This is a genomic window from Sphingobium sp. BHU LFT2 (genome assembly GCF_018604485.1).
GTDB lineage: Bacteria > Pseudomonadota > Alphaproteobacteria > Sphingomonadales > Sphingomonadaceae > Sphingobium > Sphingobium yanoikuyae_A.
In genome coordinates this window covers 70,823-93,395 of the sequence record NZ_JAFCGW010000005.1, presented here as the reverse complement: position 1 = coordinate 93,395, position 22,573 = coordinate 70,823, and the positions used below count along the sequence as shown (strand labels likewise).

Genomic DNA, 22,573 nt, shown 5'->3' with positions numbered 1-22,573 from the left:
GATTGATGAAGTGAGATACGGCCTTGGTGCAGCATAGCCGCCCATCGCCGCAGAGTTCCGGCCCGGTTGGCCGCGTTTCGGGCAAGTCCGCCCGTTCCGGTTCGGGTAATGGGAGCAAGGCTGCGGCCATTACGCCCCCGTCGAAGCAACGGGGCCTTTATCCCTACACGGCGCGTGACCGCCGATCCTATGCGGCAATCGATCTGGGTACCAATAATTGTCGTCTGCTGATCGCCAAGCCGTCAGCGGACGGGTTCATCGTGGTCGATGCCTTTTCCCGGATCGTGCGTCTGGGCGAGGGGCTGGCGGCTACCGGTCGGATCAGCGATGCGGCGATCGACCGGGCCATCGCTGCGCTGTCGGTCTGCGCCGACAAGCTGCGGCGGCGCCATGTGACGCTGGCGCGGTCGGTCGCGACCGAAGCCTGTCGGCGGGCGAGCAACGGCGCAGAGTTCATCCAGCGCGTCTATCGCGAGACCGGGATCGCGCTCGACATCATCAGCGCACAGGAAGAGGCGCGGCTGGCGGTGCTGGGATGCCATGCGCTGCTGGAAGAGGGCAATGGCCCGGCGCTGATCTTCGACATTGGCGGTGGATCGACCGAACTGGTGCTGGTCGATTCCCATTGCGACGGCGCGCCGCGCATCGTCGATTGGGTGAGCGCGCCCTGGGGCGTGGTGTCGCTGACCGAGAGCGAATTGTTCGACCATGCCAATCCGGCCGAGCGGCTGGCCGCCTATGGCCGGATGCGCGCGCGCGTGGCCGAGGCGTTCGCGCCGCTTGCCCGGCGCCTGCCGCAGGGCGAAGCCGGCATCAGGCTGCTGGGCACGTCGGGCACGGTGACCACTTTGGCCAGCCTGCACCTTGACCTGCCGCGCTATGACAGGCAGGCGATCGATGGGTTGATCGTGCCGAGCAGTTCGATGCGTGCGATTTCCGAACGGCTGTCGACCATGGCGCTGGCGGATCGGCAGCGATTGCCCTGCATCGGCACGGAGCGCGCCGACCTGGTGGTCGCGGGCTGTGCCATTTTGGAATCGATCCTCGACATCTGGCCGGCCGAGCGACTGGGCGTCGCCGACCGCGGCATTCGCGAGGGCATATTGCGCGGTCTGATGGACCGCCATGGAGCAACGACGTGAGGGGTTCTGGCGCAGGCAAGGTGCGGGTGAAATCCGCCAAGGGGCGCACCGCGCAGTCGGTGCGCTGGCTGGAGCGGCACCTCAACGACCCCTATGTCCACAAGGCCAAGCAGGAAGGCTGGCGCAGCCGCGCCGCCTTCAAGCTGATCGAGCTGGACGAGAAGTTCCATTTCGTGAAGGGATCGCGCGCGGTCGTCGACCTGGGCGTGGCACCGGGCGGCTGGGCACAGGTGATCCGCAAGATGGCGCCGAAGGCGGCGGTGGTCGGCATCGACCTGCTGCCGGTCGATCCGATTCCGGGTGTCACCCTGTTCGAAATGGACTTCATGGACGACAAGGCGCCCGACCTGCTGCGCGAGGCGCTGGGGCAGGAGCCGGATCTGGTGATTTCCGACATGGCGGCCAATACGGTGGGCCATGCCCAGACCGACCATCTGCGCACCATGGGGCTGGTCGAGGCGGCGGCGGATTTCGCCGTGCAGAATCTGCGCAAGGGCGGCACCTTCGTCGCCAAGGTCTTTGCCGGTGGCACCGATGCGGAGCTGCTGGCGGTGCTCAAGAAGCATTTTACCACGATCAAGCATGCCAAGCCGCCGGCGAGCCGCAAGGGCAGCGTCGAATGGTATGTCGTGGCGCAGGGATTCAAGGGACGGCCGGACGCGCAAGAGTAACGGGGACAAGCGATCGGCCGCCTTCATGGGGGAAGAAGGGGGCGGGGCCTTTGGTAGCGACGGTTTCGACGGTGGCCTATCTGGGCCTGGAGGCGCGCACGGTCGAAGTGCAGTGCCAGCTTGTTCCGGGATTGCCCGCCTTCATCGTCGTCGGCCTGCCCGACAAGGCGGTGGCCGAAAGCCGCGAGCGGGTGCGCAATGCGATCGCCGCGATCGGCCTGTCGCTGCCGCCCAAGCGGATCACCGTCAATCTCTCGCCTGCCGACCTGCCCAAGGAAGGATCGCATTTCGACCTGCCGATCGCGATCGCGCTGCTGGGCGCGATGGGGGTGATCGATGCCGAGACGCTGGCAGGCTATATCGTCGTCGGCGAACTGGGGCTGGACGGGCGCACCGCGCCGTCACCCGGCGTGCTGCTGGCGGCGCTGCATGCCGGCGAACAGGATCTGGGGCTGGTCTGTCCCGCCGCGCAGGGGAGCGAAGCGGCATGGGCGGGGCAGGTGGAGGTCGTGGCCACGCCCGATCTTCTGAGCCTGCTCAATCATTTCAAGGGCACGGCGGTATTGTCGCCGCCCCAGCCCGGCGCGGTCGAGCCGCCGCTGCGCACGGCCGATCTGCGCCAGGTGAAGGGGCAGGAAAGCGCCAAGCGCGCGCTGGAGATCGCGGCGGCCGGCGGCCATAATCTGCTGATGGTCGGGCCGCCAGGGGCGGGCAAGTCGCTGATGGCGAGTTGCCTGCCTGGCATATTGCCCGAACTGACGCCGACCGAGGCGCTGGAGACATCGATGGTCGCGAGCGTCGCCGGCACGCTGGAGGGCGGACGGATCAGCCGCGCCCGCCCGTTCCGCAATCCGCATCATAGCGCGTCGATGGCGGCCCTGGTCGGTGGCGGCCTCAAGGCGCGGCCGGGCGAGGTCAGCATGGCCCATCTGGGCGTGCTGTTCCTGGACGAACTGCCGGAGTTTCAGCGGGTGGTGCTCGATTCGCTGCGTCAGCCGCTGGAGAGCGGCGAGGTGAGCGTGGCGCGCGCCAATGCGCATGTGACCTTCCCGGCGCGGGTGCAGTTGATCGCGGCGATGAATCCCTGTCGCTGTGGCCATCTGTCCGACCCGGCCCTGGCCTGTTCGCGCGCGCCGCGCTGCGCCAGCGATTATCAGGCGAAGGTGTCCGGACCGCTGCTCGATCGCATCGACCTACATGTCGAGGTGCAGGCGGTGACGGCGGCCGACCTGGTGCTGCCGCCGCCGGCCGAGGGATCGGCGGAGGTGGCCGCGCGCGTCGCGGCGGCGCGCACGCTACAGACCCGGCGCTATGCCGGCAGCAAGGTGCGGACCAATGCCGAGGTGGATGGCGAGCGGCTGGAGGATGTGGCCGGGCCGGACGAGGCCGGGCGGCAATTATTGGCACAGGCCGCCGCCGCGATGAAGCTGTCGGCGCGCGGCTATACGCGGGTGTTGCGGGTGGCGCGCACGATCGCCGACCTGGCCGGCGCGGAGCAGGTCGGCCGGGTGCATGTGGCCGAGGCGCTGAGCTACCGGCGGCGGGCGCCGGTCAACTGAGTGCTTAGGCTGCGCTGTCGCTGGTAATGAGCTTGAGGTCGGCGGCCGCGACCGGGCCATTATCCTTATGGGCAAAGCGACCCTCGACCCGGCTGCCGGCCTCAATCGTGATCCGCTCATAGGTCACGTCGCCGGTGATGCGGGCGGTGCTTTCGACCACCAGTTCCTCGGCGCTGATCGATCCGTCGACGAGGCCCGCCAAGCGCGCGCTCTGCGCGGTGACATGGCCGATGATGCGGCTGTCGGGGCCCTGGACCAGCGCGGCGCAGCGAATGTCGCCGTCGATCACGCCGTCGACATGCAGGTCGACGGTCGCGGCGAGATTGCCGGTGATCGTCACGTCGCTGCCGATCAGCGAGAAGGGGGTGTGCTTAGCCCCGGTTGCCGACATCGGCGAGACGGGCCGTGGCGATTTGCTGGACTTGGAGAACATCTTTGCGGGCCTCGAGGAAACGGCGGGGATTGATGGGATCGCCGTTGACGCGCACCTCGAAATGAAGATGCGTGCCGGTCGAGCGGCCGGTGGAGCCCATGCGGGCGATCTGGTCACCGCGCGCGACCTGCTGGCCGACACGGGCGTTGAAGCCGGACAGATGGGCGTAGCGGGTCATGATGCCATTGCCATGGGTGACCTCCACGACATTGCCATAGCCGCTGCGCTGGCCGACATAGCTGACCTTGCCGGGGGCGGCGGCCAGGATCGGCTGGCCATAGCGGCCGGGAAAGTCGAGCCCGGCATGGAAGGCGGCGTGACCGTTGAACGGGTCGCGGCGATAGCCATAGGAGCTGCTGAGCATCGGCGTGCCGGTCGGCTGGCCCGACGGGATGCGCAGCAGGCTGGTTTCCAGAAATTCCATGCGGGAAAGCGCGGTGGCGAGCTTTTCCAGCTCGGCCGGCATCGCATCCTCGTCGCCATGCCAGGGCACGAACGGGCCACCCTGGGCGCGGGCCGCATTGCGGGCGAGCGCGTCGGGATTGAGGCCGAAGCTGCGGATTGCGGCGGCGGCCTTTTGCGTGCGGGCTTCCACGGCGCTGGTCAGCAGGGCGGCGAAGCGGCGCTGGCGGGCATCGACCTGCATCAGCGGTGCGGCTTCGGGCGCCATGCTGATCTTGGCGTCGAGCTTGCCCTGGCCGCCCTTTTCGGTGGCGGCGTCCGCCTTGCCGACCGGGGCATTGGCTGCGGCATCGCCAGACTCGCCGAAATGGGTCTTGTAGAGATCGTCGATGAAATCCTGGCGCGCTTCCAGGTCATGGGCGAGGTCGTTCACCGACTTGCGATAGCCGTCGACCTTGCGTGCCTTGCTGGCCACGGCCGCACCCTTGGCATCCAGCATCGCGCGGTCATGGGCGACGGCGGCGCTGCTGGCGAGCATCGATACGGTAACCGCGCCCCAGCCGACCAGGCCGGTCGACAGGATGCCGAGGGCCATGAGCTGGGCGCGCTTGGAAATGCGGATGAACTTTACCTGGCCGCCCGAGCGCAGGAAGATTTCCCGCTCCGGGCACAAGGCACTGAGCCTGGCCCAGAGGGTGGCGACCCCCTTCTTCTTGCGCTGCGACAATTGCGACCCCGTAACTATTTATTTCGGTGAGTCGGGCCGGTAGCAAAAGAAGATCGGACGCGCGAATCCACAGCCGCGGACTCGTGACGAGTCGAAGCTAAACCGGGACGAAATGATCTTCGTCCCATTTGGTTCCCTGGCTTTGAAAATATTTTTCGCGATCCGCTTCAGCTTCGACGGGCAAAGCGGGAGGGCTCAAGAAAGCTGGGTAATTGCGATGCCGGAACGGCAGCGCTCCAATAATAGCCCTGGCCATAATGGCAACCACCTGATCGCAAATATTCCAGTTGTTCAATCGTTTCGACGCCTTCGGCCACGGTCTTCACGCCCAGGCTGTAGGCGAGGTTGAGCACAGTGCGTACGATTGCGGCATCATCCGGGTCGGTTTCCAGGTCGCGCACGAAGCCCTTGTCGATCTTGATGACGTCGATCGGAAACTGCTTGAGGTGGGACAGCGAGGCGTAGCCGGTGCCGAAATCGTCGAGGGCGATGGCCATGCCCGCCTGGCTGAGGCGCTGAAGATTGCGTTCCACCACATCGACATTGCGGCCGAGGAAGACGGATTCGGTGACTTCCAGCTCGATCCGGCGCGGTTCGACATCGGCATGGGCGAGGCGGGCGAGCAACCGGTCGGGGAAGGCGCGGTCATGCAGTTCGACGCCGGGAACATTGACCGCGACATGGCCAAAATCGATGCCGGCGCTGGTCCAGGCCCGGCAATCGGCCAGCACCTGGTCGATCATCCGCTCGGTGATCTTGCGGCCCAGTTCGGGATGTTCGAAGGCGGCCAATATCTGGTCGGGCATCATCAGCGTGCCGTCCGGGCGGACGCAGCGCAGTAGCGCCTCGAAGCCGATGACGCGGCCATCCTGCAGGTCGACCTTGGGCTGATACCAGGGCACGGGCTGGGCATGGGCGAGCGCATCGCGTGCCCGCTCCAGCATCCGCGCCTCGGTCTGCCAGCTTTCCAGCAGGCCGGGCTCGAACAGGCAGGCGCGTCCGCGCCCGCTATTCTTCGCCTCATACAGGGCGATGTCGGCATGCTTCATCAGGTCGATCATGTCGCCGGCATGGTCGGGGTAGAGGGCGACGCCCATGCTGACGCGGCAATCAATGTCCCGCCCGCCATGGCGCAGCGGCATGTGCAGGCGCGCGATCATGCGGCTGAGGATGGTGTCGAGGTCGGCCAGGCCGCGCAGGCGGGTGAGGATGACGGCGAATTCGTCGCCGCCCATGCGGGCGATCATGTCGGCGGGGCGCACCGAGTCGCGCAGCCGTTCCGCCACGGCGCAGAGGAGAGCGTCGCCGGCATCATGGCCGGCGCTGTCGTTGATCCGCTTGAATTCGTCGACGTCGATCAGCACGACCGCCATCTGGCCGCCGGATCGTTCGGTCGATTGGGCCGCCTGCATCAGGCTGGCCATGAAATGGGATCGGTTGGCGAGGCCGGTAAGGGCGTCGGTCATCGCCAGATGGGCAAGATGGCGTTCGGCCTGCTTGCGGTCGGTGATGTCGACGATGCTGGCAAGGATGCATTGTTCGCCGGCGAGCAGGATCGGGCGGGCGCCCAGCAGGACATCGCGGATGATGCCTTCGTCATTGGCGAGGCAGCATTCGTCATTGTCGATGCTGTCGCCCCGCGTCAGCCGATCGAGCAGACGCAGCGGCGGGGCATGGTCGACGATCAGCGCCAGCCGGGCGACATCGTCCGCGGTGCCCAGATTGCGTGCGGCGGAATCGTTCATGCGCAGGACGGTGCCGTCGTCGCGGATGACGATCAGCGGCAGCGGCACCGTCATGAACAGCCGTTCGAGCGCTTCGCCATTGGCAGCGAGCGCGACGCGGGCGGCCTGCGCATCCTGGCTGGCGGTCCATTCCAACCGCTGCAGCCGGTTGGTGCGGGCGATCGCGATCCACATGCCGCAATGAAGCATCAGCACCGCCATGATCATGCCGGGCATGGTCGGCGATAGAGGGGCGGGGGCCAGATAGCCGATCAGCAGCGCGACGCCGCAGCCCAGGCCGCCGCCGACATTGCCGCGGAAGCTGGTCGGCACCACCAGGTAGAAGACGAGCGGCAGCATCACCAGGACGAAGATGGCGATGTCGCTGCGCGAGGAGACGAGGAAGGCGACGCCGATGGCGGTGATGCATTGCCAGACGAAACAGATGCGTTCGACTGCCTTGAAACTGTGCATGTAGCGGCACAGGCCCAGGCTGACGAGCGACCAGAAGACCACGACCAGTCGGGCGGGCACCGCGACCCAGAAATGGGGCGTCCCGGCAAAGCGCCAGTCGCTCAGCAGGAAGAGGGTGTTGAGCAGCGCCGACAAGGCGAAGAGCAGATGGGCGTGGCGCCGCGATTCGGGTAGTCGATCGGCCTGGAAGGCGGCCTCCCGTTCCGGGCTGTGGAATTCGCCGCTAATGCGGGAAAGTGCAATCACGACTGGTCCATCTGGATATGGGGGCTGCGGGGAAAGATCCCATAATCTGCAGCATGTTAGCAAAATGATAAAATGTCATTCACTATGTCGCGCGTGCATCTCCGCGCGCCTTCGGGCGCCGTGCTTGACCCTTCCGTCCCCCGTCGCTATAGGGCCGCTGCCCCGCGCTACGCGTCTGGAAGACTCGTTTTCCCGCCGCTTTCCGGGGCAAGCACTAGAGCTGAACATTATCGGCTGTCCCTGCGGCTCCGGGCGGATCTTGTCCGTCGGGGGCCTTTGCCGTTCGGAATTTTCGTGATTCCGGCCGGTCAGGAACGCAGGTGGCGTCCGGTAAAGTAACTGAAAAGGTGAAGGGCTTCATGCCAACAATCAACCAGCTGGTCCGCAAGGGCCGCGAACTGCAGAAGACCAAGTCCAAGGTCCCTGCGATGGATGCGAACCCGCAGAAGCGTGGCGTTTGCACCCGTGTCTACACGACGACCCCGAAGAAGCCGAACTCGGCTCTCCGTAAGGTGGCGAAGGTGCGTCTGGTCAACCAGCGCGAAGTCATCACCTACATCCCGGGTGAAGGCCACAACCTCCAGGAACACAGCGTCGTGCTGATCCGTGGCGGCCGTGTGCGAGATCTTCCGGGCGTGCGCTATCACGTTCTTCGCGGCGTTCTGGATACCCAGGGCGTCAAGGATCGCAAGCAGAGCCGTTCGAAGTACGGCGCCAAGCGTCCGAAGTAAGGGGAGAACAGTAATATGTCACGTCGTCGTCGCCCCGAAAAGCGCGTTATCCTGCCGGATCCCAAGTTCGGTGATATCGTGCTGTCGAAGTTCATGAACAGCATCATGCAGGACGGCAAGAAGGCCGTCGCCGAGTCCATCGTTTACGGTGCGCTCGATACTGTCGAAGCGAAGTCCAAGAAGGACCCGATCGGCATGTTCCATGACGCGCTGAACAATGTGAAGCCCGGCATCGAAGTCCGCAGCCGCCGCGTCGGCGGTGCGACTTACCAGGTCCCCGTCGAAGTGCGCCCCGAGCGCGCCCAGGCGCTGGCGATCCGCTGGCTGATCACGGCTTCGCGCAACCGCAGCGAAACCACCATGGCTGCCCGTCTGTCGGGTGAGCTGCTGGACGCTGCCAACAACCGCGGCAATGCCGTCAAGAAGCGCGAAGATACGCACCGCATGGCGGAAGCGAACCGCGCCTTCTCGCACTACCGCTGGTAACAGCAGGGCGGGCGCTTATGTGCCCGCCTTGTTATTTGGTTTCCAAAATCGGTCCGTTCGCCGTGGGTGGCTACCCATGGCGAACGGATTGGTTTAGGGGCCACGCGCAGAATTAACGAATCCCCAACCGCCGGCGCGCCGGCAACGGAGAAGCATCATGGCCCGCAGCCATCCGCTCGAACGCTATCGCAATTTCGGTATCATGGCGCATATCGACGCCGGCAAGACCACCACGACCGAGCGTATCCTTTACTACACCGGCAAGTCCTACAAGATCGGCGAAGTCCATGACGGCGCCGCGACCATGGACTGGATGGAGCAGGAGCAGGAGCGTGGTATCACCATCACCTCGGCTGCAACGACCTGCATCTGGAACGACCACCGCCTGAACATCATCGACACCCCCGGCCACGTCGACTTCACCATCGAAGTCGAACGCTCGCTGCGCGTGCTCGACGGTGCGGTTGCCGCGTTCGACGGCGTTGCCGGCGTTGAGCCGCAGTCGGAAACCGTGTGGCGCCAGGCGGACAAGTACAAGGTTCCGCGGATGTGCTTCATCAACAAGCTCGACCGCACCGGTGCCGACTTCTATTATTGCGTGCAGACGATCATCGACCGTCTGGGCGCGACCCCGGCCGTCCTGTATCTGCCCATCGGCGCAGAGTCGGACTTCAAGGGCCTGGTCGACCTGGTCGAGAACCGCGCGATCATCTGGAAGGATGAGAGCCTGGGCGCCGAATTCTACTATGAAGAAATTCCGGCCGACCTCGCCGACAAGGCTGCCGAATATCGCGAAAAGCTGATCGAGCTTGCCGTCGAGCAGGACGATGCCGCGATGGAAGCCTATCTGGAAGGCAATCTGCCCGACACCGCGACCCTCAAGAAGCTGATCCGCAAGGGTACGCTGGGTCACGCCTTCGTGCCGGTGCTGTGCGGTTCGGCGTTCAAGAACAAGGGCGTTCAGCCGCTGCTCGACGCCGTCGTCGACTATCTGCCGAGCCCGCTCGACATCGAAGACGTCCAGGGCGTCAAGATGGATGGCGAAACCCCCGACAGCCGTCCGACCTCGGACGACGCGCCCTTCTCGGGCCTGGCGTTCAAGATCATGAACGACCCGTTCGTCGGCTCGCTGACCTTCCTGCGCATCTATTCGGGCACCCTGACCAAGGGCACCTACCTGAACTCGGTGAAGGACAAGAAGGAAAAGATCGGCCGTATGCTCCTCATGCATGCGAACAGCCGTGAAGACATCGACACCGCCTATGCCGGCGACATCGTCGCGCTGGCCGGCATGAAGGAAACCACCACCGGTGATACGCTGTGCGCCGAGCGCCAGCCGATCATCCTGGAGCGGATGGAATTCCCCGAGCCGGTCATCGAGCTGTCGGTGGAGCCCAAGACCAAGGCCGACCAGGAAAAGATGGGCGTCGCCCTCAACCGCCTGGCCGCCGAAGATCCCTCGTTCCGCGTCTCGACCGATCACGAATCGGGTCAGACCATCATCAAGGGCATGGGCGAACTTCACCTCGAAATCCTGGTCGACCGCATGAAGCGCGAGTTCAAGGTCGAGGCGAATGTCGGTGCGCCGCAGGTGGCCTATCGCGAGTATCTCAAGAAGGCCGTCGACGTCGACTACACCCACAAGAAGCAGTCGGGCGGTACCGGTCAGTTCGGCCGTATCAAGGTCAAGCTGACCCCCGGCGAGCGTGGTTCGGGCTTCGTCTTCAAGGACGAGATCAAGGGCGGTAACATTCCCAAGGAATATATCCCCGCGATCGAAAAGGGCATGCGCGAAACCGCTGCCACCGGTTCGCTGATCGGCTTCCCGATCATCGACTTCGAAGTGCTGCTCTATGACGGTGCGTACCATGACGTCGACTCGTCGGCGCTGGCGTTCGAAATCACCGGCCGCGCCGCAATGCGCGAAGCGGCGCAGAAGTCGGGCATCACCCTGCTCGAGCCGGTCATGAAGGTCGAAGTCGTGACCCCGGAAGAATATCTGGGCGACGTCATCGGCGACATGAACAGCCGTCGTGGTCAGATCCAGGGCACCGATACGCGCGGCAACGCGCAGGTGGTCGAGGCGATGGTCCCGCTGGCCAACATGTTCGGCTATGTGAACTCGCTGCGTTCCTTCACCCAGGGCCGCGCGAACTACTCGATGATCTTCTCGCACTATGACGAAGTGCCGCAGAATGTTGCGGACGAAGTCAAGGCGAAGATGGCCTGACGAGTTTCCCTGTCCGGGCCGTGCAATCGGCTCGGATAGGGGCTGGTAATCTGTGAATATGCTGCTATGGACGCGCCTTCGCGAGGCGCGGCCGAGCGGTCAGACCCAAGCTGATTTTGATTAGAAGGTAGGATAAAATGGCTAAGGCTAAGTTTGAGCGGAATAAGCCGCACTGCAACATCGGCACCATCGGTCACGTTGACCATGGTAAGACCTCGCTGACCGCGGCGATCACCAAGGTTCTCGCCGAAACCGGCGGTGCGACCTTCACCTCGTACGACAACATCGACAAGGCTCCCGAAGAGCGCGAGCGCGGCATCACCATCTCGACCGCCCACGTCGAATATGAGACCGAAGCCCGTCACTACGCGCACGTCGACTGCCCGGGTCACGCTGACTACGTCAAGAACATGATCACCGGTGCCGCCCAGATGGACGGCGCGATCCTGGTCGTTTCGGCCACCGACGGCCCGATGCCGCAGACCCGTGAGCACATCCTGCTCGCCAAGCAGGTCGGCGTGCCGCAGCTCGTCGTGTTCATGAACAAGGTTGACCTGGTCGACGACGCCGAAATCCTCGAGCTGGTCGAGCTGGAAATCCGCGAGCTGCTGAGCTCGTACGACTTCGATGGCGACAACATCCCCGTCATCGCCGGTTCGGCTGTCGCTGCCCTGCAGGACAAGACCCCGGAAATCGGCCACGACGCCGTTCTGAAGCTGATGGCTGCCGTCGACAGCTGGATCCCGCAGCCCGACCGTCCGGTCGACAAGCCCTTCCTGATGCCGATCGAAGACGTGTTCTCGATCTCGGGTCGTGGTACCGTCGTGACCGGCCGCGTCGAAACCGGCATCGTCAAGGTTGGTGAAGAAGTCGAAATCGTCGGCATCAAGCCCACCAAGAAGACCACCGTCACCGGCGTCGAAATGTTCCGCAAGCTGCTCGACCAGGGTCAGGCCGGCGACAACATCGGTGCGCTGATCCGTGGCGTGGGCCGTGAAGAAGTTGAGCGTGGTCAGGTTCTGGCCAAGCCCGGTTCGGTCACCCCGCACACTGAATTCGACGCCGAAGTCTACGTGCTGTCGAAGGAAGAAGGCGGCCGTCACACCCCGTTCTTCGCGAACTATCGTCCGCAGTTCTACTTCCGCACCACCGACGTGACCGGCGAAGTGATCCTCCCCGAGGGCACCGAGATGGTCATGCCTGGCGACAACGTGAAGCTCGGCGTCAAGCTGATCGCTCCGATCGCCATGGACTCGGGTCTGCGCTTCGCAATCCGTGAAGGCGGTCGTACCGTCGGCGCAGGGGTTGTCGGCACGATCTCGAAGTAATATAGGACCGCAGCGGCGCGAATCGCCCGATTCGCGCCGCTGAAGTTTTTTACCCGCCCCGGATCGCCTTTCTCCGGCTCGAATGAGCTAGAAGGGCAAAACGGGGCGGATATTTTTTTGTTGGCGTGTTTTTGTAAATCAACGGCTGCTCCGGCTGATTCATGAAAATGCGCTGGTTATTGGCTCTTTCGCATCGGTACAGGAACAATGGACAGCAACATCCGCATTCGCCTCAAGGCGTTCGATCATCGCGTGCTCGATCAGGCGACCGGCGACATCGCCGAAACCGCCCGCCGCACCGGCGCCCTCATTCGCGGTCCGATTCCTCTTCCGACGCGCATCGAAAAGTTCACGGTCAACCGTGGTCCGCACATCGACAAGAAGTCGCGCGAGCAGTTCGAAGTCCGCACCTACAAGCGTATGCTTGACATTGTGCAGCCGACGCCGCAGACGGTCGACGCGCTGATGAAGCTGGACCTGGCTGCCGGCGTGAACGTCGAAATCAAGCTGGCCTAAGGTCGGCAAGTCCCCGCCTTCCGCAAGGTAGGCGGGGTATCGGGTATTCTGTTCCTCTTCTCTGGAGAGGCGGAAGCTCAAACGACACAAGGGATACCGCACGGCCCGCCGGTGAACCGGCCAAGGCGCGTGGTCCTGGTCCCCCGTCGCCTTTCCCGAGAGGGATCGGCATCCAACCCGGACGGGGTGATCTATACATTGGGTTGGGCCGCGAAGCAGAGATGCTGAGCGGTTTTTTCGTTGGATACGCCCGCTGCTATGGCGGGCCTCTATGGGAGTAATCAGTGATGCGCACTGGCGTGATCGCTAAGAAAGTCGGGATGACCCGCCTGTTCCAGGACGACGGACGTCACGTCCCCGTCACGGTCCTCAGCCTTGAGGGTACGCAGGTCGTCGCACGTAAGGAAGTCGAGCGCGACGGTTATGTCGCCCTTCAGCTGGGCGCTGGCGTTGCCAAGGCCAAGAATGTCGCCAAGCCGCAGCGCGGTCACTTCGCCAAGGCGGAAGTTGAACCCAAGGCGCGTCTGGTCGAATTCCGCGTCGCCGAGGATGCGCTCCTCGACGTCGGCGCCGAAATCGCCGCTGACCACTTCGTCGCTGGCCAGCTGGTCGACGTTGCCGGTCACACCCAGGGTAAGGGCTTTGCCGGTGCTATGAAGCGCTGGGGCTTCGGCGGTATGCGCGCCACCCACGGCGTGTCGATCAGCCACCGTGCGCATGGTTCGACCGGTAACCGTCAGGATCCGGGCCGCGTCTTCAAGAACAAGAAGATGGCCGGTCACATGGGTGATCGTGAGCGGACCCAGCAGAATCTCGAGATCGTCCGCACGGACGTCGAGCGTGGTCTGCTGTTCGTCAAGGGTTCGGTTCCGGGCGCCAAGGGCACCTGGCTGACCGTCAGCGACGCCGTGAAGGTTCCCCGTCACGCCGACGCGCCCTATCCCGCCAGTCTGAAGCAGGCTGCAAACAGCAATGCCGCGCCGGCCGAGACGCCCGCGGAAGCGGCCGCTCCCGAAGCGACCGAAGGCCAGGAGGGCTAAACCATGAAGGTCAATGTACAGACCCTCGACGCCGCAGTTGCCGGTGAGCTGGAGCTCAACGATGCCGTTTTCGGCCTCGAGCCCCGCGCCGACATTCTGCACCGCGTCGTCACCTGGCAGCTCGAAAAGCGTCGTGGCACTGCCCGCGGCACGCGCGAGCGTTCGGATGTCGCCCGCACCGGCAAGAAGTTCGGTCGCCAGAAGGGCGGCGGTACCGCTCGTCACGGCGATCGCCGCGCTCCCGTCTTCATCGGCGGTGGTAAGGCTCACGGTGCCCGCGTCCGCGACTTCAACCCCTCGCTGAACAAGAAGGTTCGCGCGCTGGGTCTGAAGATGGCGCTGTCGTCGAAGGTCAAGGATGGTTCGCTGATCATTCTCGACAATCTCGACGTTGCCGAAGGCAAGACCAAGGCGCTGGTCGCCAACCTGGCCAAGCTGAACCTGAACAAGGTTCTGTTCATCGACGGCGACGCCGTGAACGTCAGCTTCGCCAAGGCTTCGGCCAACATCGTCGGCGTCAACCTGCTGCCGGCCGTTGGTGCCAACGTCTACGACATCCTGAAGGCCGACTCGCTGGTGCTCACCCGCGCCGCGGTCGAAAAGCTGGAGGCCCGTTTCAATGGCTAAGAAAGAAGCCGCGACCGTGGACAACCGTCACTTCGACGTCGTTGTTGCGCCGGTCATCACCGAGAAGTCGACCCTTCTCTCGGAAAACAACGCCGTTGTTTTCCAGGTCGCCAACGACGCATCCAAGCCTGAGATCAAGGCTGCCGTCGAGGCGCTGTTCGGCGTGACCGTCAAGGCGGTCAACACGCTGGTGCAGAAGGGCAAGGTCAAGCGCTGGAAGGGCAAGCCCTACAAGCGCAACGACGTGAAGAAGGCGATCGTCACGCTGGCCGAAGGTCAGTCCATCGACGTCACCACCGGTATTTGAGGCGAGATAGATGGCACTCAAGCACTATAATCCGACGAGCCCGGCCCAGCGCGGCCTGATCCTCGTCGACAAGTCGAGCCTGCACAAGGGCAAGCCCGTCAAGGCGCTGACCGAAGGCAAGCGCAAGACCGGTGGTCGTAACAACAAGGGCCATGTCACTTCGCGTGGTATCGGTGGCGGTCACAAGCAGCGCTATCGTATCATCGACTTCAAGCGTCGCCTGTGGGACGTTGAAGGTACGGTCGAGCGTCTGGAATATGACCCCAACCGCACCGCCTTCATCGCGCTGGTCAACTATCCCGACGGCACGCAGGCGTACATCATTGCGCCGCAGCGTCTGGCTCCCGGTGACAAGGTCATCGCGGGCAAGAAGACCGACGTGAAGCCGGGCAATGCGATGGAACTGGGTCAGATGCCGGTCGGCACGATCATCCACAACATCGAGATGAAGCCGGGCAAGGGCGCGCAGCTCTGCCGTTCGGCAGGCACCTATGCCCAGCTGGTCGGTCGCGACCGTGGCATGGTCATGGTGCGTCTGTCGTCGGGTGAGCAGCGCTACATCCGTTCGGACTGCATGGGCACCGTTGGCGCCGTGTCGAACCCCGACAATGGCAACACCAACCTTGCCAAGGCTGGCCGCAACCGTTGGAACGGCATCCGTCCTCTGACGCGCGGTGTTGCGAAGAACCCGGTCGATCACCCGCATGGTGGTGGTGAAGGCCGGACCTCGGGCGGCCGTCACCCGGTCACCCCGTGGGGCAAGCCGACCAAGGGTGCGCGCACCCGTCACAACAAGGCAACGGACAAGTTCATCATCCGTAGCCGCCACGCGAAGAAGAAGAGGTAAGCGAGATGGCTCGTTCCGTCTGGAAAGGTCCGTTCGTGGACCTCAGCCTTCTGAAGAAGGCGGAAGTCGCGCAGGAAAGCAATGGCCGCTCGGGTCCGATCAAGACCTGGTCGCGCCGTTCGACCATCCTGCCGCAGTTCGTTGGCCTGACGTTCAACGTCTATAACGGCCGCAAGCATGTTCCGGTTCTCGTGAACGAGGATATGGTGGGTCACAAGCTGGGCGAATTCGCTCCGACCCGCTTCTTCCCCGGTCACGCTGCCGACAAGAAGGGCAAGCGCTAATGAGCAAGGAAAAGGCTCCCCGTCGCGTCGCCGACAATGAAGCGCTCGCCGTCGGCACGCAGATCCGTGGTTCGGCCCAGAAGCTGAACCTGGTCGCCACGCTGATCCGCGGCCGCAAGGTCGAGGACGCGCTCAACATCCTCGCCTTCTCGAAGAAGGCGATGGCTGTCGACGTGCGCAAGGTGCTGGCTTCGGCCATCGCCAATGCGGAAAACAACCACAATCTGGACGTCGACGCCCTGGTCGTCGCGGAAGCATCGGTGGGCAAGAGCTTCACCCTGAAGCGCTTCCACGCTCGCGGCCGCGGCAAGTCGACCCGGATCCTCAAGCCCTTCAGCCGCGTGCGCATCGTCGTGCGTGAAGCTGGCGAAGAAGCGGAGGCGTAAGCACATGGGTCACAAGAGCAACCCGATCGGTCTGCGTCTGCAGATCAACCGTACCTGGGACAGCCGCTGGTTCGCCGAAGGCGCCGACTATGGTCGCCTGCTGCTGGAAGATCTCAAGATCCGCCAGTACATCATGAAGAACCTGCCGCAGGCCGCGATCTCGAAGGTCGTGATCGAGCGTCCGGCCAAGCTGTGCCGCGTGTCGATCTACGCTGCCCGTCCCGGTGTCATCATCGGCAAGAAGGGTGCAGACATCGAAAAGCTTCGCAAGAAGCTGGGTGCCTTCACCTCGTCGGACGTGTCGCTGAACATCGTCGAAATCCGCAAGCCGGAAATCGATTCGAAGCTCGTCGCACAGGGCATCGCCGACCAGCTGGAACGCCGCGTTGCCTTCCGTCGCGCCATGAAGCGTGCGGTGCAGTCGGCTCTCCGTCTGGGCGCCGAAGGCATCAAGATCACCTGCGGCGGCCGTCTGGGCGGCGCGGAGATCGCGCGTGTCGAATGGTATCGTGAAGGCCGCGTTCCGCTGCACACCCTGCGTGCGAACGTCGACTATGCTGAAGCCACGGCGCACACCGCCTATGGCGTTTGCGGCATCAAGGTCTGGATCTTCAAGGGCGAGATCCTCGGCCATGATCCGATGGCTACCGACCGGCTGATGCTGGAGGCTCAGACCTCCGGCGTGCGCCCGGCGCGCTGAGAATAAGAAGGTAATAGCGTCATGCTGCAACCGAAGAAGATGAAGTTCCGCAAGACCTTCAAGGGTCGGATCAAGGGCGATGCGAAGGGCGGCACTGCGCTGAACTTCGGCGCCTATGGTCTCAAGGCTCTGGAGCCCGAGCGGATCACCGCGCGCCAGATCGAAGCGGCTCGCCGCGCGATCCAGCGCCACCTGCGCCGTCAGGGTCGTCTGTGGATCCGCGTGTTCCCCGACGTTCCGGTCACCAAGAAGCCGGCTGAAGTCCGCCAGGGCAAGGGCAAGGGTTCGGTCGAATATTGGGCGGCTCGCGTCGCTCCCGGCCGTATCCTGTTCGAACTGGACGGCGTTCCCGGTCCGCTCGCAGCAGAGGCCTTCTCGCGCGCCGCGATGAAGCTGCCCATCAAGACGAAGGTCGTTGCCCGCCTCGGCGACACCTCGCACCTGGAGGGTTAAGCTGTGGCCAACGTTGCAGACCTCAAGACCAAGTCGGACGACGAGCTGTCGACCGAGCTGAACAACCTGAAGCGCGAGCAGTTCAATCTGCGTTTCCAGGCGGCCACCAACCAGCTGGAAAAGCCCAGCCGCGTTCGTGAAGTCCGTCGTTCGATCGCGCAGATCAAGACCCTGCAGACCGAGCGTTCGCGCTCGGCCGCGAAGTAAAGGAAACACACGATGCCCAAGCGCGTGCTGACGGGAACGGTGGTTTCCGACAAGACCGACAAGACGGTGGTGGTTCGCGTGGAGCGCAAGGTTAAGCATGCGCTCTACGGCAAGATCATCCGCCGGTCGAAGAAGTACCATGCCCATGACGAGGGCAATGTCTACAAGGAAGGCGAAACGGTCCGTATCGAAGAGACCGCTCCGATTTCCAAGCTCAAGACCTGGAAGGTCATCGAGCGTGTGGACACCCACAAGTCGCCGGAATCGGCGGCCTAAGGGCAGTCACCGACTCTAGAGTCGAAAAAGTTCGGACGCGGGGCTGGCCTTTTCCTTCGGGAGGAGGTACAGGCCCGCGCTTCGTGCATTTCGATTCACCGGGTCGACTCACGAAATTCGGAACCGCCGGGATAGTCCCGGTAGGCCAAATAAGAAGGAACCGGATCCATGATCCAGATGCAATCCAATCTTGACGTCGCGGACAACAGCGGCGCCAAGCGCGTCCAGTGCATCAAGGTGCTGGGCGGCTCGAAGCGGCGTTTCGCCGGCGTGGGCGACATCATTGTCGTCTCCGTCAAGGAAGCTGCTCCGCGCGGTAAGGTGAAGAAGGGTGACGTGCATCGCGCCGTCATCGTGCGCACCGCCAAGGACGTGCGTCGCGCTGATGGCAGCGTGATTCGCTTCGACGGCAATGCCGCTGTGCTTATCAACAAGAACGAGGAGCCGATCGGCACCCGTATCTTTGGCCCGGTCGTTCGCGAGCTGCGCGCCAAGAAGCACATGAAGATCATCTCGCTCGCTCCCGAGGTGCTGTAATGAGCGCTGCTAAGATCAAGAAGGGCGACAAGGTTGTCGTCCTGGCTGGCAAGGACAAGGGCCGTACCGGCGCCGTCCTCCAGGTGATGCCCAAGGACGACAAGGTCCTGGTCGAAGGCATCAACGTGCATGCGAAGCATCGCAAGCCCGACCAGTCGAACCCGCAGGGTGGCATCGACCGCAAGCCGGCCCCGATGCACATTTCGAATGTCGCTGTCGCCGACAAGGATGGCAAGCCGACCCGCGTCCGTTTCGAGGACCGCGACGGCAAGAAGGTCCGCGTCGCCGTCAAGTCCGGTGAGGTGCTGTAATGGCCGACAAGTATATTCCGCGCTCGAAGTCGATCTACGACGACGCCATCGTGAAGGCGATGGTCGAGAAGTTCGGCTACAAGAATGTGATGGAAATCCCGAAGATCGAGAAGATCACGCTCAACATGGGCGTCGGTGAAGCCACGCAGGACAAGAAGAAGGTCACTTCGGCCGCCGAGGAAATGGAACTGATCGCCGGCCAGAAGCCGGTCATCACCAAGGCGAAGAAGTCGATCGCGCAGTTCAAGCTGCGTGAAGGCATGCCGATCGGTGCCAAGGTCACGCTGCGCCGCGAGCGCATGTATGAATTCCTTGATCGCCTGATCAACATTGCCCTGCCGCGCGTGCGCGACTTCCGTGGTCTCAACCCGAAGAGCTTCGACGGCCGTGGCAACTATGCCTTCGGCATCAAGGAGCAGATCATCTTCCCCGAGATCAACTATGACCGCATCGACAAGGTGCGTGGCATGGACATCATCGTGACCACCACGGCGAAGACTGACGACGAAGCGCGCGAACTGCTGCGCCTCTTCGGCTTCCCCTTCCCGATTGAAGAGAAGCAGGCGGCCTAACAGGCCCCGCTTCTCTCCCAACGCTTAAGCTAAGGAAGAGAACTTAAGTCATGGCGAAACTGAGTTCGATCAACAAGAACGAGCGCCGCAAGAAGCTGGTGAAGAAGTATGCCGGCCGCTATGCGAAGCTCAAGGCGATCGCAGCCGATACCGCTCTCGACGACACCGAGCGTCTGATTGCGCGTCTGAAGATGGCGGAAGTCCCCCGCAACGGCAACCCGACCCGCATTCGCAACCGCTGCGAACTGACGGGCCGCCCGCGCGCTTACTACCGCAAATTCCGTCTCTGCCGCGTGCAGCTGCGTGATCTGGCCAACAAGGGCCTGATCCCCGGCGTCACCAAGTCGAGCTGGTAAGGATCATTTGAGATGGCATTGACCGATCCCCTGGGTGATATGCTCACCCGCATCCGTAACGGGCAGCAGGCGAAGAAGGACAGCGTTGTGTCCCCCGCCAGCAAGCTCCGTGCCCGCGTGCTCGACGTGCTGCAGCGCGAAGGCTATATCCGTGGTTATTCCGAGGAAACCCTCGGCAATCACCCCGGCCTGCGCATCGAGCTGAAGTATTTCGAGGGCCAGCCTGCGATCAAGCATGTTGCCCGCGTGTCCAAGCCTGGTCGCCGCGTCTATTCCGGTTCCAAGGAACTGCCGGTGATCCGCAACGGCCTGGGCATCACCATTGTCTCGACGCCCAAGGGCGTTCTGTCCGACGCCGAAGCGCGTGAACAGAATGTCGGCGGCGAAGTGCTGGCGGAGGTGTTCTGATGAGCCGCACTGGCAAGAAGCCGGTCACCGTGCCTGCGGGCGTGACCGCGTCGATCGCTGACGGTCAGCTGTCGGTGAAGGGCCCCAAGGGCACCCTCGCCATGCCGCTGGCCGACGAAGTGACCTACACCGTCGAAGAAGGCAGCATCGCTGTAAAGCCCGCCAACAACGGCAAGCGCGCTCGCGCTTTCTGGGGCATGCAGCGTACCCTGATCCAGAACCTGATCACCGGCGTGACCCAGGGCTTCTCGAAGAAGCTGCTGATCACCGGTGTCGGCTACCGTGCGAACTCGCAGGGCAAGACCCTGAAGTTGCAGCTCGGCTACAGCCACGACGTCGATTTCGAGATTCCGGAAGGCATCGAGATCAAGACCCCGGATAACACCACGGTCGAGATCAGCGGCATCGACAAGCAGCAGGTAGGCCAGGTCGCCGCCGAGATCCGCCGCTGGCGCAAGCCCGAACCCTATAAGGGCAAGGGTATCAAGTACGCCGGCGAATTCATCTTCCGCAAGGAAGGGAAGAAGAAGTAAGATGGCTAAGCTTTCCCTCTTCGCGCGGCGTCGTCGCCGCGTTCGCACCGCGCTCAAGGCTGTTTCGGGCACCCGCCCGCGCCTCAGCGTCCATCGTTCGGGCCGTCACATCTACGCCCAGATCATCGACGACGTCGCCGGTACCACCGTCGCCGCCGCTTCGACCCTGGACAAGGATGTTGGCTCGAAGGCTCTGGGCAAGACCGGCGCCTCTTCCGAAGCCGCTGCCGATGTCGGCAAGCGCGTCGCTGCCGCTGCTACGGCGGCCGGCGTCACCAAGGTCGTGTTCGACCGCGGTGGCTTCCTGTTCCATGGCCGCGTCAAGGCGCTGGCCGATGCCGCCCGTGAAGGCGGGCTGGAGTTCTGATCATGGCTGACGAAAACACCAACGAAGTCGTCGCGCCCGTCGAGGGTGCCGAGGCTCAGACCGAAGGTCGTGGTCCCGGCCGTGGCCGTGGCCGTGGCGGTGACCGCAACCGTGGCGAGCGTGGCGGCCGTGGCCGTCGCGACGACCGCCGTGGCGGCAACCGTGACGAGGAACAGGGCGAAGAGCTGATCGAGAAGCTGGTTCACATCAACCGCGTCTCGAAGACCGTCAAGGGCGGTAAGCGCTTCGGTTTCGCTGCTCTGGTCGTCGTCGGCGACGGCAAGGGCCGCGCCGGTTTCGGTCATGGCAAGGCGCGCGAAGTGCCTGAAGCCATCAGCAAGGCGACCGCTTCGGCCAAGAAGGCCATGGTTCGCGTTCCGCTGAAGGAAGGCCGCACCCTGCACCATGACGGCCTCGGCCACTTCGGTGCTGGCAAGGTGACTGTCCGTTCGGCTCCGGCCGGTACCGGCATCATCGCCGGCGGTCCGATGCGCGCCGTGTTCGAAAGCCTCGGCGTCGCTGACGTCGTGACCAAGTCGAACGGCACCTCGAACCCCTACAACATGATCCGTGCGACCTTCGCGGCGCTGGGCGAGCAGACCAGCCCCAAGTCGGTGGCGCAGCGTCGTGGCAAGAAGGTCGCTGACCTTCTGCGTCGCGGTGGTGCCTCGGCCGAAGTCGCGCAGGCTGACGCCGAAGCGATTGCGGAGTAACTGACATGGCGAAGATCAAGATCAAGCAGATCGGTTCGCCGATCCGTCGCCCCGAAAGCCAGAAGAAGATTCTGATCGGCCTGGGCCTTGGCAAGATGCATCGCGTGGTCGAGCTGGAAGACACGGCGGAAGTCCGCGGTGCCATCAAGAAGCTCCCCCACATGGTGGAAGTGGTCGAGGGCTAAGCCGTTTCGATCCGACGAAATGAAGCGAAAGAGGGGGAAACCCCTCTTTCGTTTTTTCAGCGGAAGCGCTACCGGGCGCTTCCTTTAGATGATCCCGCACGGGATCAGCGCGACAAAAGCGAAAGCGAGTGCGAACATGAAACTGAACGAAATCAACGACAATGCCGGTGCCCGCAAGGGTCGTATGCGCGTCGGCCGCGGTATCGGCTCGGGCAAGGGTAAGACCGCCGGTCGCGGCCAGAAGGGTGCCAAGGCACGCTCGGGCGTCAGCATCAACGGCTTCGAGGGTGGCCAGATGCCGCTCCACATGCGCATCCCGAAGCGCGGCTTCAACAACATCTTCGCCAACGATTATGCGATCGTGAACCTGGGTGAAGTGCAGGCCGCGATCGACGCCGGCAAGCTGGACGCCGCTGCCGTCATCGACCATGCTGCGCTCAAGGCAGCCAACCTGGCCCGTGGTGGCAAGGATGGCGTCCGCGTTCTCGCCAAGGGCGAACTGACCGCCAAGGTCAGCTTCCTGGTCGCCGGTGCCTCGAAGAGCGCCGTCGAAGCGGTCGCCAAGGCCGGTGGCAAGCTGGACGTGATCGAAGTCGTCCCGGCAGCCGAGAAGGCCAAGGCGAAGAAGGGCACCGCCCTTGCCGCCAAGAAGGCCGCCAAGGCCTAAGTCTCGCCCGAGACTTGCAAGCACGGCCCCGCTGCCCGATATGGGTTGGCGGGGCTATGTGTATCGGGGGGAGCATATGTTCGTCGCAACGGCGGCAACTCCCGTTCGACATGGTCTTCCCGCCCCGC

General features: G+C 63.8%; 31 protein-coding genes. 28 read left to right on the top strand and 3 right to left on the bottom strand.

The window, feature by feature from the left end:
• The first annotated feature begins 23 nt into the window (after positions 1-23).
• The 3 genes from JQK15_RS11990 to JQK15_RS11980 are packed head-to-tail and all read left to right on the top strand — an operon-like array spanning position 24 to position 3,372.
• The gene (locus JQK15_RS11990; RefSeq protein WP_010337284.1) at positions 24-1,142 is read left to right on the top strand and encodes a Ppx/GppA phosphatase family protein; all 1,119 of its coding nucleotides are present in this window, start codon (positions 24-26) and stop codon (positions 1,140-1,142) included.
• On the top strand, positions 1,139-1,813 hold the full coding sequence (locus tag JQK15_RS11985) for an RlmE family RNA methyltransferase (RefSeq protein ID WP_004208734.1): 675 nt from the start codon (positions 1,139-1,141) through the stop codon (positions 1,811-1,813). Before JQK15_RS11990 ends, JQK15_RS11985 begins: the two co-directional genes overlap by 4 nt.
• A 50-nt stretch (positions 1,814-1,863) precedes the next feature.
• Entirely contained in the window at positions 1,864-3,372 is a 1,509-nt protein-coding gene (locus JQK15_RS11980; protein WP_214865708.1) for a YifB family Mg chelatase-like AAA ATPase, read from the top strand.
• A 4-nt stretch (positions 3,373-3,376) separates the two neighbouring features.
• Here JQK15_RS11980 and JQK15_RS11975 read toward each other — a convergent pair whose 3' ends face one another.
• The 3 genes from JQK15_RS11975 to JQK15_RS26855 form a co-directional block, all read right to left on the bottom strand.
• Entirely contained in the window at positions 3,377-3,763 is a 387-nt protein-coding gene (locus JQK15_RS11975) for a bactofilin family protein (RefSeq protein WP_010337288.1), read from the bottom strand.
• The gene (locus tag JQK15_RS11970) at positions 3,744-4,934 is read right to left on the bottom strand and encodes a M23 family metallopeptidase (protein WP_125988494.1); all 1,191 of its coding nucleotides are present in this window, start codon (positions 4,932-4,934) and stop codon (positions 3,744-3,746) included. Before JQK15_RS11970 ends, JQK15_RS11975 begins: the two co-directional genes overlap by 20 nt.
• A gap of 167 nt (positions 4,935-5,101) precedes the next feature.
• Positions 5,102-7,378, bottom strand: a complete 2,277-nt coding sequence (locus JQK15_RS26855) for a putative bifunctional diguanylate cyclase/phosphodiesterase (protein WP_214865705.1) — start codon at positions 7,376-7,378, stop codon at positions 5,102-5,104.
• Positions 7,379-7,737: 359 nt separating this feature from the next.
• Between JQK15_RS26855 and rpsL the strand changes: the two genes are divergently transcribed.
• The 25 genes from rpsL to rplO all read left to right on the top strand — a co-directional run bounded on the left by rpsL (position 7,738) and on the right by rplO (position 22,445).
• Positions 7,738-8,109: a 30S ribosomal protein S12 gene (gene rpsL, locus JQK15_RS11960; RefSeq protein WP_004208728.1), complete on the top strand. Its 372-nt coding sequence runs from the start codon at positions 7,738-7,740 to the stop codon at positions 8,107-8,109.
• A gap of 15 nt (positions 8,110-8,124) precedes the next feature.
• Complete coding sequence (gene rpsG / locus JQK15_RS11955; protein ID WP_004208727.1) at positions 8,125-8,595, top strand: 30S ribosomal protein S7; 471 nt, start codon at positions 8,125-8,127, stop codon at positions 8,593-8,595.
• Positions 8,596-8,752: 157 nt separating this feature from the next.
• A complete protein-coding gene (gene fusA, locus JQK15_RS11950; protein ID WP_004208726.1) occupies positions 8,753-10,825 on the top strand; it encodes an elongation factor G in 2,073 nt (690 codons plus the stop codon).
• A 137-nt stretch (positions 10,826-10,962) separates the two neighbouring features.
• Complete coding sequence (gene tuf, locus JQK15_RS11945; protein WP_004208725.1) at positions 10,963-12,153, top strand: elongation factor Tu; 1,191 nt, start codon at positions 10,963-10,965, stop codon at positions 12,151-12,153.
• A 207-nt stretch (positions 12,154-12,360) separates the two neighbouring features.
• Positions 12,361-12,669, top strand: a complete 309-nt coding sequence (gene rpsJ, locus JQK15_RS11940) for a 30S ribosomal protein S10 (RefSeq protein ID WP_004208724.1) — start codon at positions 12,361-12,363, stop codon at positions 12,667-12,669.
• Between the two features lie 287 nt (positions 12,670-12,956).
• Complete coding sequence (gene rplC, locus JQK15_RS11935; RefSeq protein WP_004208723.1) at positions 12,957-13,709, top strand: 50S ribosomal protein L3; 753 nt, start codon at positions 12,957-12,959, stop codon at positions 13,707-13,709.
• A gap of 3 nt (positions 13,710-13,712) precedes the next feature.
• Positions 13,713-14,336 (top strand): 50S ribosomal protein L4, encoded by a 624-nt coding sequence (rplD, locus tag JQK15_RS11930; protein ID WP_214865703.1) that lies wholly within the window; start codon positions 13,713-13,715, stop codon positions 14,334-14,336.
• Positions 14,329-14,643 carry a 50S ribosomal protein L23 gene (locus JQK15_RS11925; protein WP_004208721.1) on the top strand — a complete coding sequence of 105 codons (315 nt, stop codon included), beginning with the start codon at positions 14,329-14,331 and terminating at the stop codon, positions 14,641-14,643. The genes rplD and JQK15_RS11925 overlap by 8 nt, the downstream gene beginning before the upstream one ends.
• A gap of 10 nt (positions 14,644-14,653) precedes the next feature.
• Positions 14,654-15,490 (top strand): 50S ribosomal protein L2, encoded by an 837-nt coding sequence (rplB, locus tag JQK15_RS11920; RefSeq protein WP_004208720.1) that lies wholly within the window; start codon positions 14,654-14,656, stop codon positions 15,488-15,490.
• A gap of 5 nt (positions 15,491-15,495) precedes the next feature.
• On the top strand, positions 15,496-15,774 hold the full coding sequence (gene rpsS / locus JQK15_RS11915) for a 30S ribosomal protein S19 (protein ID WP_004208718.1): 279 nt from the start codon (positions 15,496-15,498) through the stop codon (positions 15,772-15,774).
• On the top strand, positions 15,774-16,160 hold the full coding sequence (gene rplV / locus JQK15_RS11910; protein ID WP_004208717.1) for a 50S ribosomal protein L22: 387 nt from the start codon (positions 15,774-15,776) through the stop codon (positions 16,158-16,160). The genes rpsS and rplV overlap by 1 nt, the downstream gene beginning before the upstream one ends.
• Before the next feature lie 4 nt (positions 16,161-16,164).
• A complete protein-coding gene (rpsC, locus tag JQK15_RS11905) occupies positions 16,165-16,860 on the top strand; it encodes a 30S ribosomal protein S3 (protein WP_004208716.1) in 696 nt (231 codons plus the stop codon).
• A gap of 21 nt (positions 16,861-16,881) precedes the next feature.
• Entirely contained in the window at positions 16,882-17,313 is a 432-nt protein-coding gene (gene rplP / locus JQK15_RS11900) for a 50S ribosomal protein L16 (RefSeq protein WP_004208715.1), read from the top strand.
• A gap of 3 nt (positions 17,314-17,316) precedes the next feature.
• Positions 17,317-17,520, top strand: coding sequence for a 50S ribosomal protein L29 (gene rpmC / locus JQK15_RS11895; RefSeq protein ID WP_004208714.1), 204 nt, complete (start codon positions 17,317-17,319; stop codon positions 17,518-17,520).
• Positions 17,521-17,532: 12 nt separating this feature from the next.
• Entirely contained in the window at positions 17,533-17,796 is a 264-nt protein-coding gene (gene rpsQ, locus JQK15_RS11890) for a 30S ribosomal protein S17 (protein WP_004208713.1), read from the top strand.
• Positions 17,797-17,964: 168 nt separating this feature from the next.
• Positions 17,965-18,333, top strand: coding sequence for a 50S ribosomal protein L14 (gene rplN, locus JQK15_RS11885; RefSeq protein WP_004208712.1), 369 nt, complete (start codon positions 17,965-17,967; stop codon positions 18,331-18,333).
• A complete protein-coding gene (rplX, locus tag JQK15_RS11880; RefSeq protein WP_004208710.1) occupies positions 18,333-18,644 on the top strand; it encodes a 50S ribosomal protein L24 in 312 nt (103 codons plus the stop codon). The genes rplN and rplX overlap by 1 nt, the downstream gene beginning before the upstream one ends.
• Complete coding sequence (gene rplE, locus JQK15_RS11875) at positions 18,644-19,216, top strand: 50S ribosomal protein L5 (protein WP_004208709.1); 573 nt, start codon at positions 18,644-18,646, stop codon at positions 19,214-19,216. Before rplX ends, rplE begins: the two co-directional genes overlap by 1 nt.
• Before the next feature lie 50 nt (positions 19,217-19,266).
• Entirely contained in the window at positions 19,267-19,572 is a 306-nt protein-coding gene (gene rpsN / locus JQK15_RS11870) for a 30S ribosomal protein S14 (RefSeq protein ID WP_004208708.1), read from the top strand.
• 12 nt (positions 19,573-19,584) lie between these two features.
• Positions 19,585-19,980: a 30S ribosomal protein S8 gene (gene rpsH / locus JQK15_RS11865; RefSeq protein WP_004208707.1), complete on the top strand. Its 396-nt coding sequence runs from the start codon at positions 19,585-19,587 to the stop codon at positions 19,978-19,980.
• Positions 19,980-20,513 carry a 50S ribosomal protein L6 gene (gene rplF, locus JQK15_RS11860; RefSeq protein ID WP_004208706.1) on the top strand — a complete coding sequence of 178 codons (534 nt, stop codon included), beginning with the start codon at positions 19,980-19,982 and terminating at the stop codon, positions 20,511-20,513. The genes rpsH and rplF overlap by 1 nt, the downstream gene beginning before the upstream one ends.
• A 1-nt stretch (position 20,514) precedes the next feature.
• Positions 20,515-20,880: a 50S ribosomal protein L18 gene (gene rplR / locus JQK15_RS11855; RefSeq protein ID WP_004208705.1), complete on the top strand. Its 366-nt coding sequence runs from the start codon at positions 20,515-20,517 to the stop codon at positions 20,878-20,880.
• Positions 20,881-20,882: 2 nt separating this feature from the next.
• A complete protein-coding gene (rpsE, locus tag JQK15_RS11850) occupies positions 20,883-21,593 on the top strand; it encodes a 30S ribosomal protein S5 (protein ID WP_004208704.1) in 711 nt (236 codons plus the stop codon).
• A gap of 5 nt (positions 21,594-21,598) precedes the next feature.
• Complete coding sequence (rpmD, locus tag JQK15_RS11845; protein WP_010337294.1) at positions 21,599-21,778, top strand: 50S ribosomal protein L30; 180 nt, start codon at positions 21,599-21,601, stop codon at positions 21,776-21,778.
• Between the two features lie 136 nt (positions 21,779-21,914).
• Entirely contained in the window at positions 21,915-22,445 is a 531-nt protein-coding gene (gene rplO, locus JQK15_RS11840; RefSeq protein WP_004208702.1) for a 50S ribosomal protein L15, read from the top strand.
• Positions 22,446-22,573 lie beyond the last annotated feature (128 nt).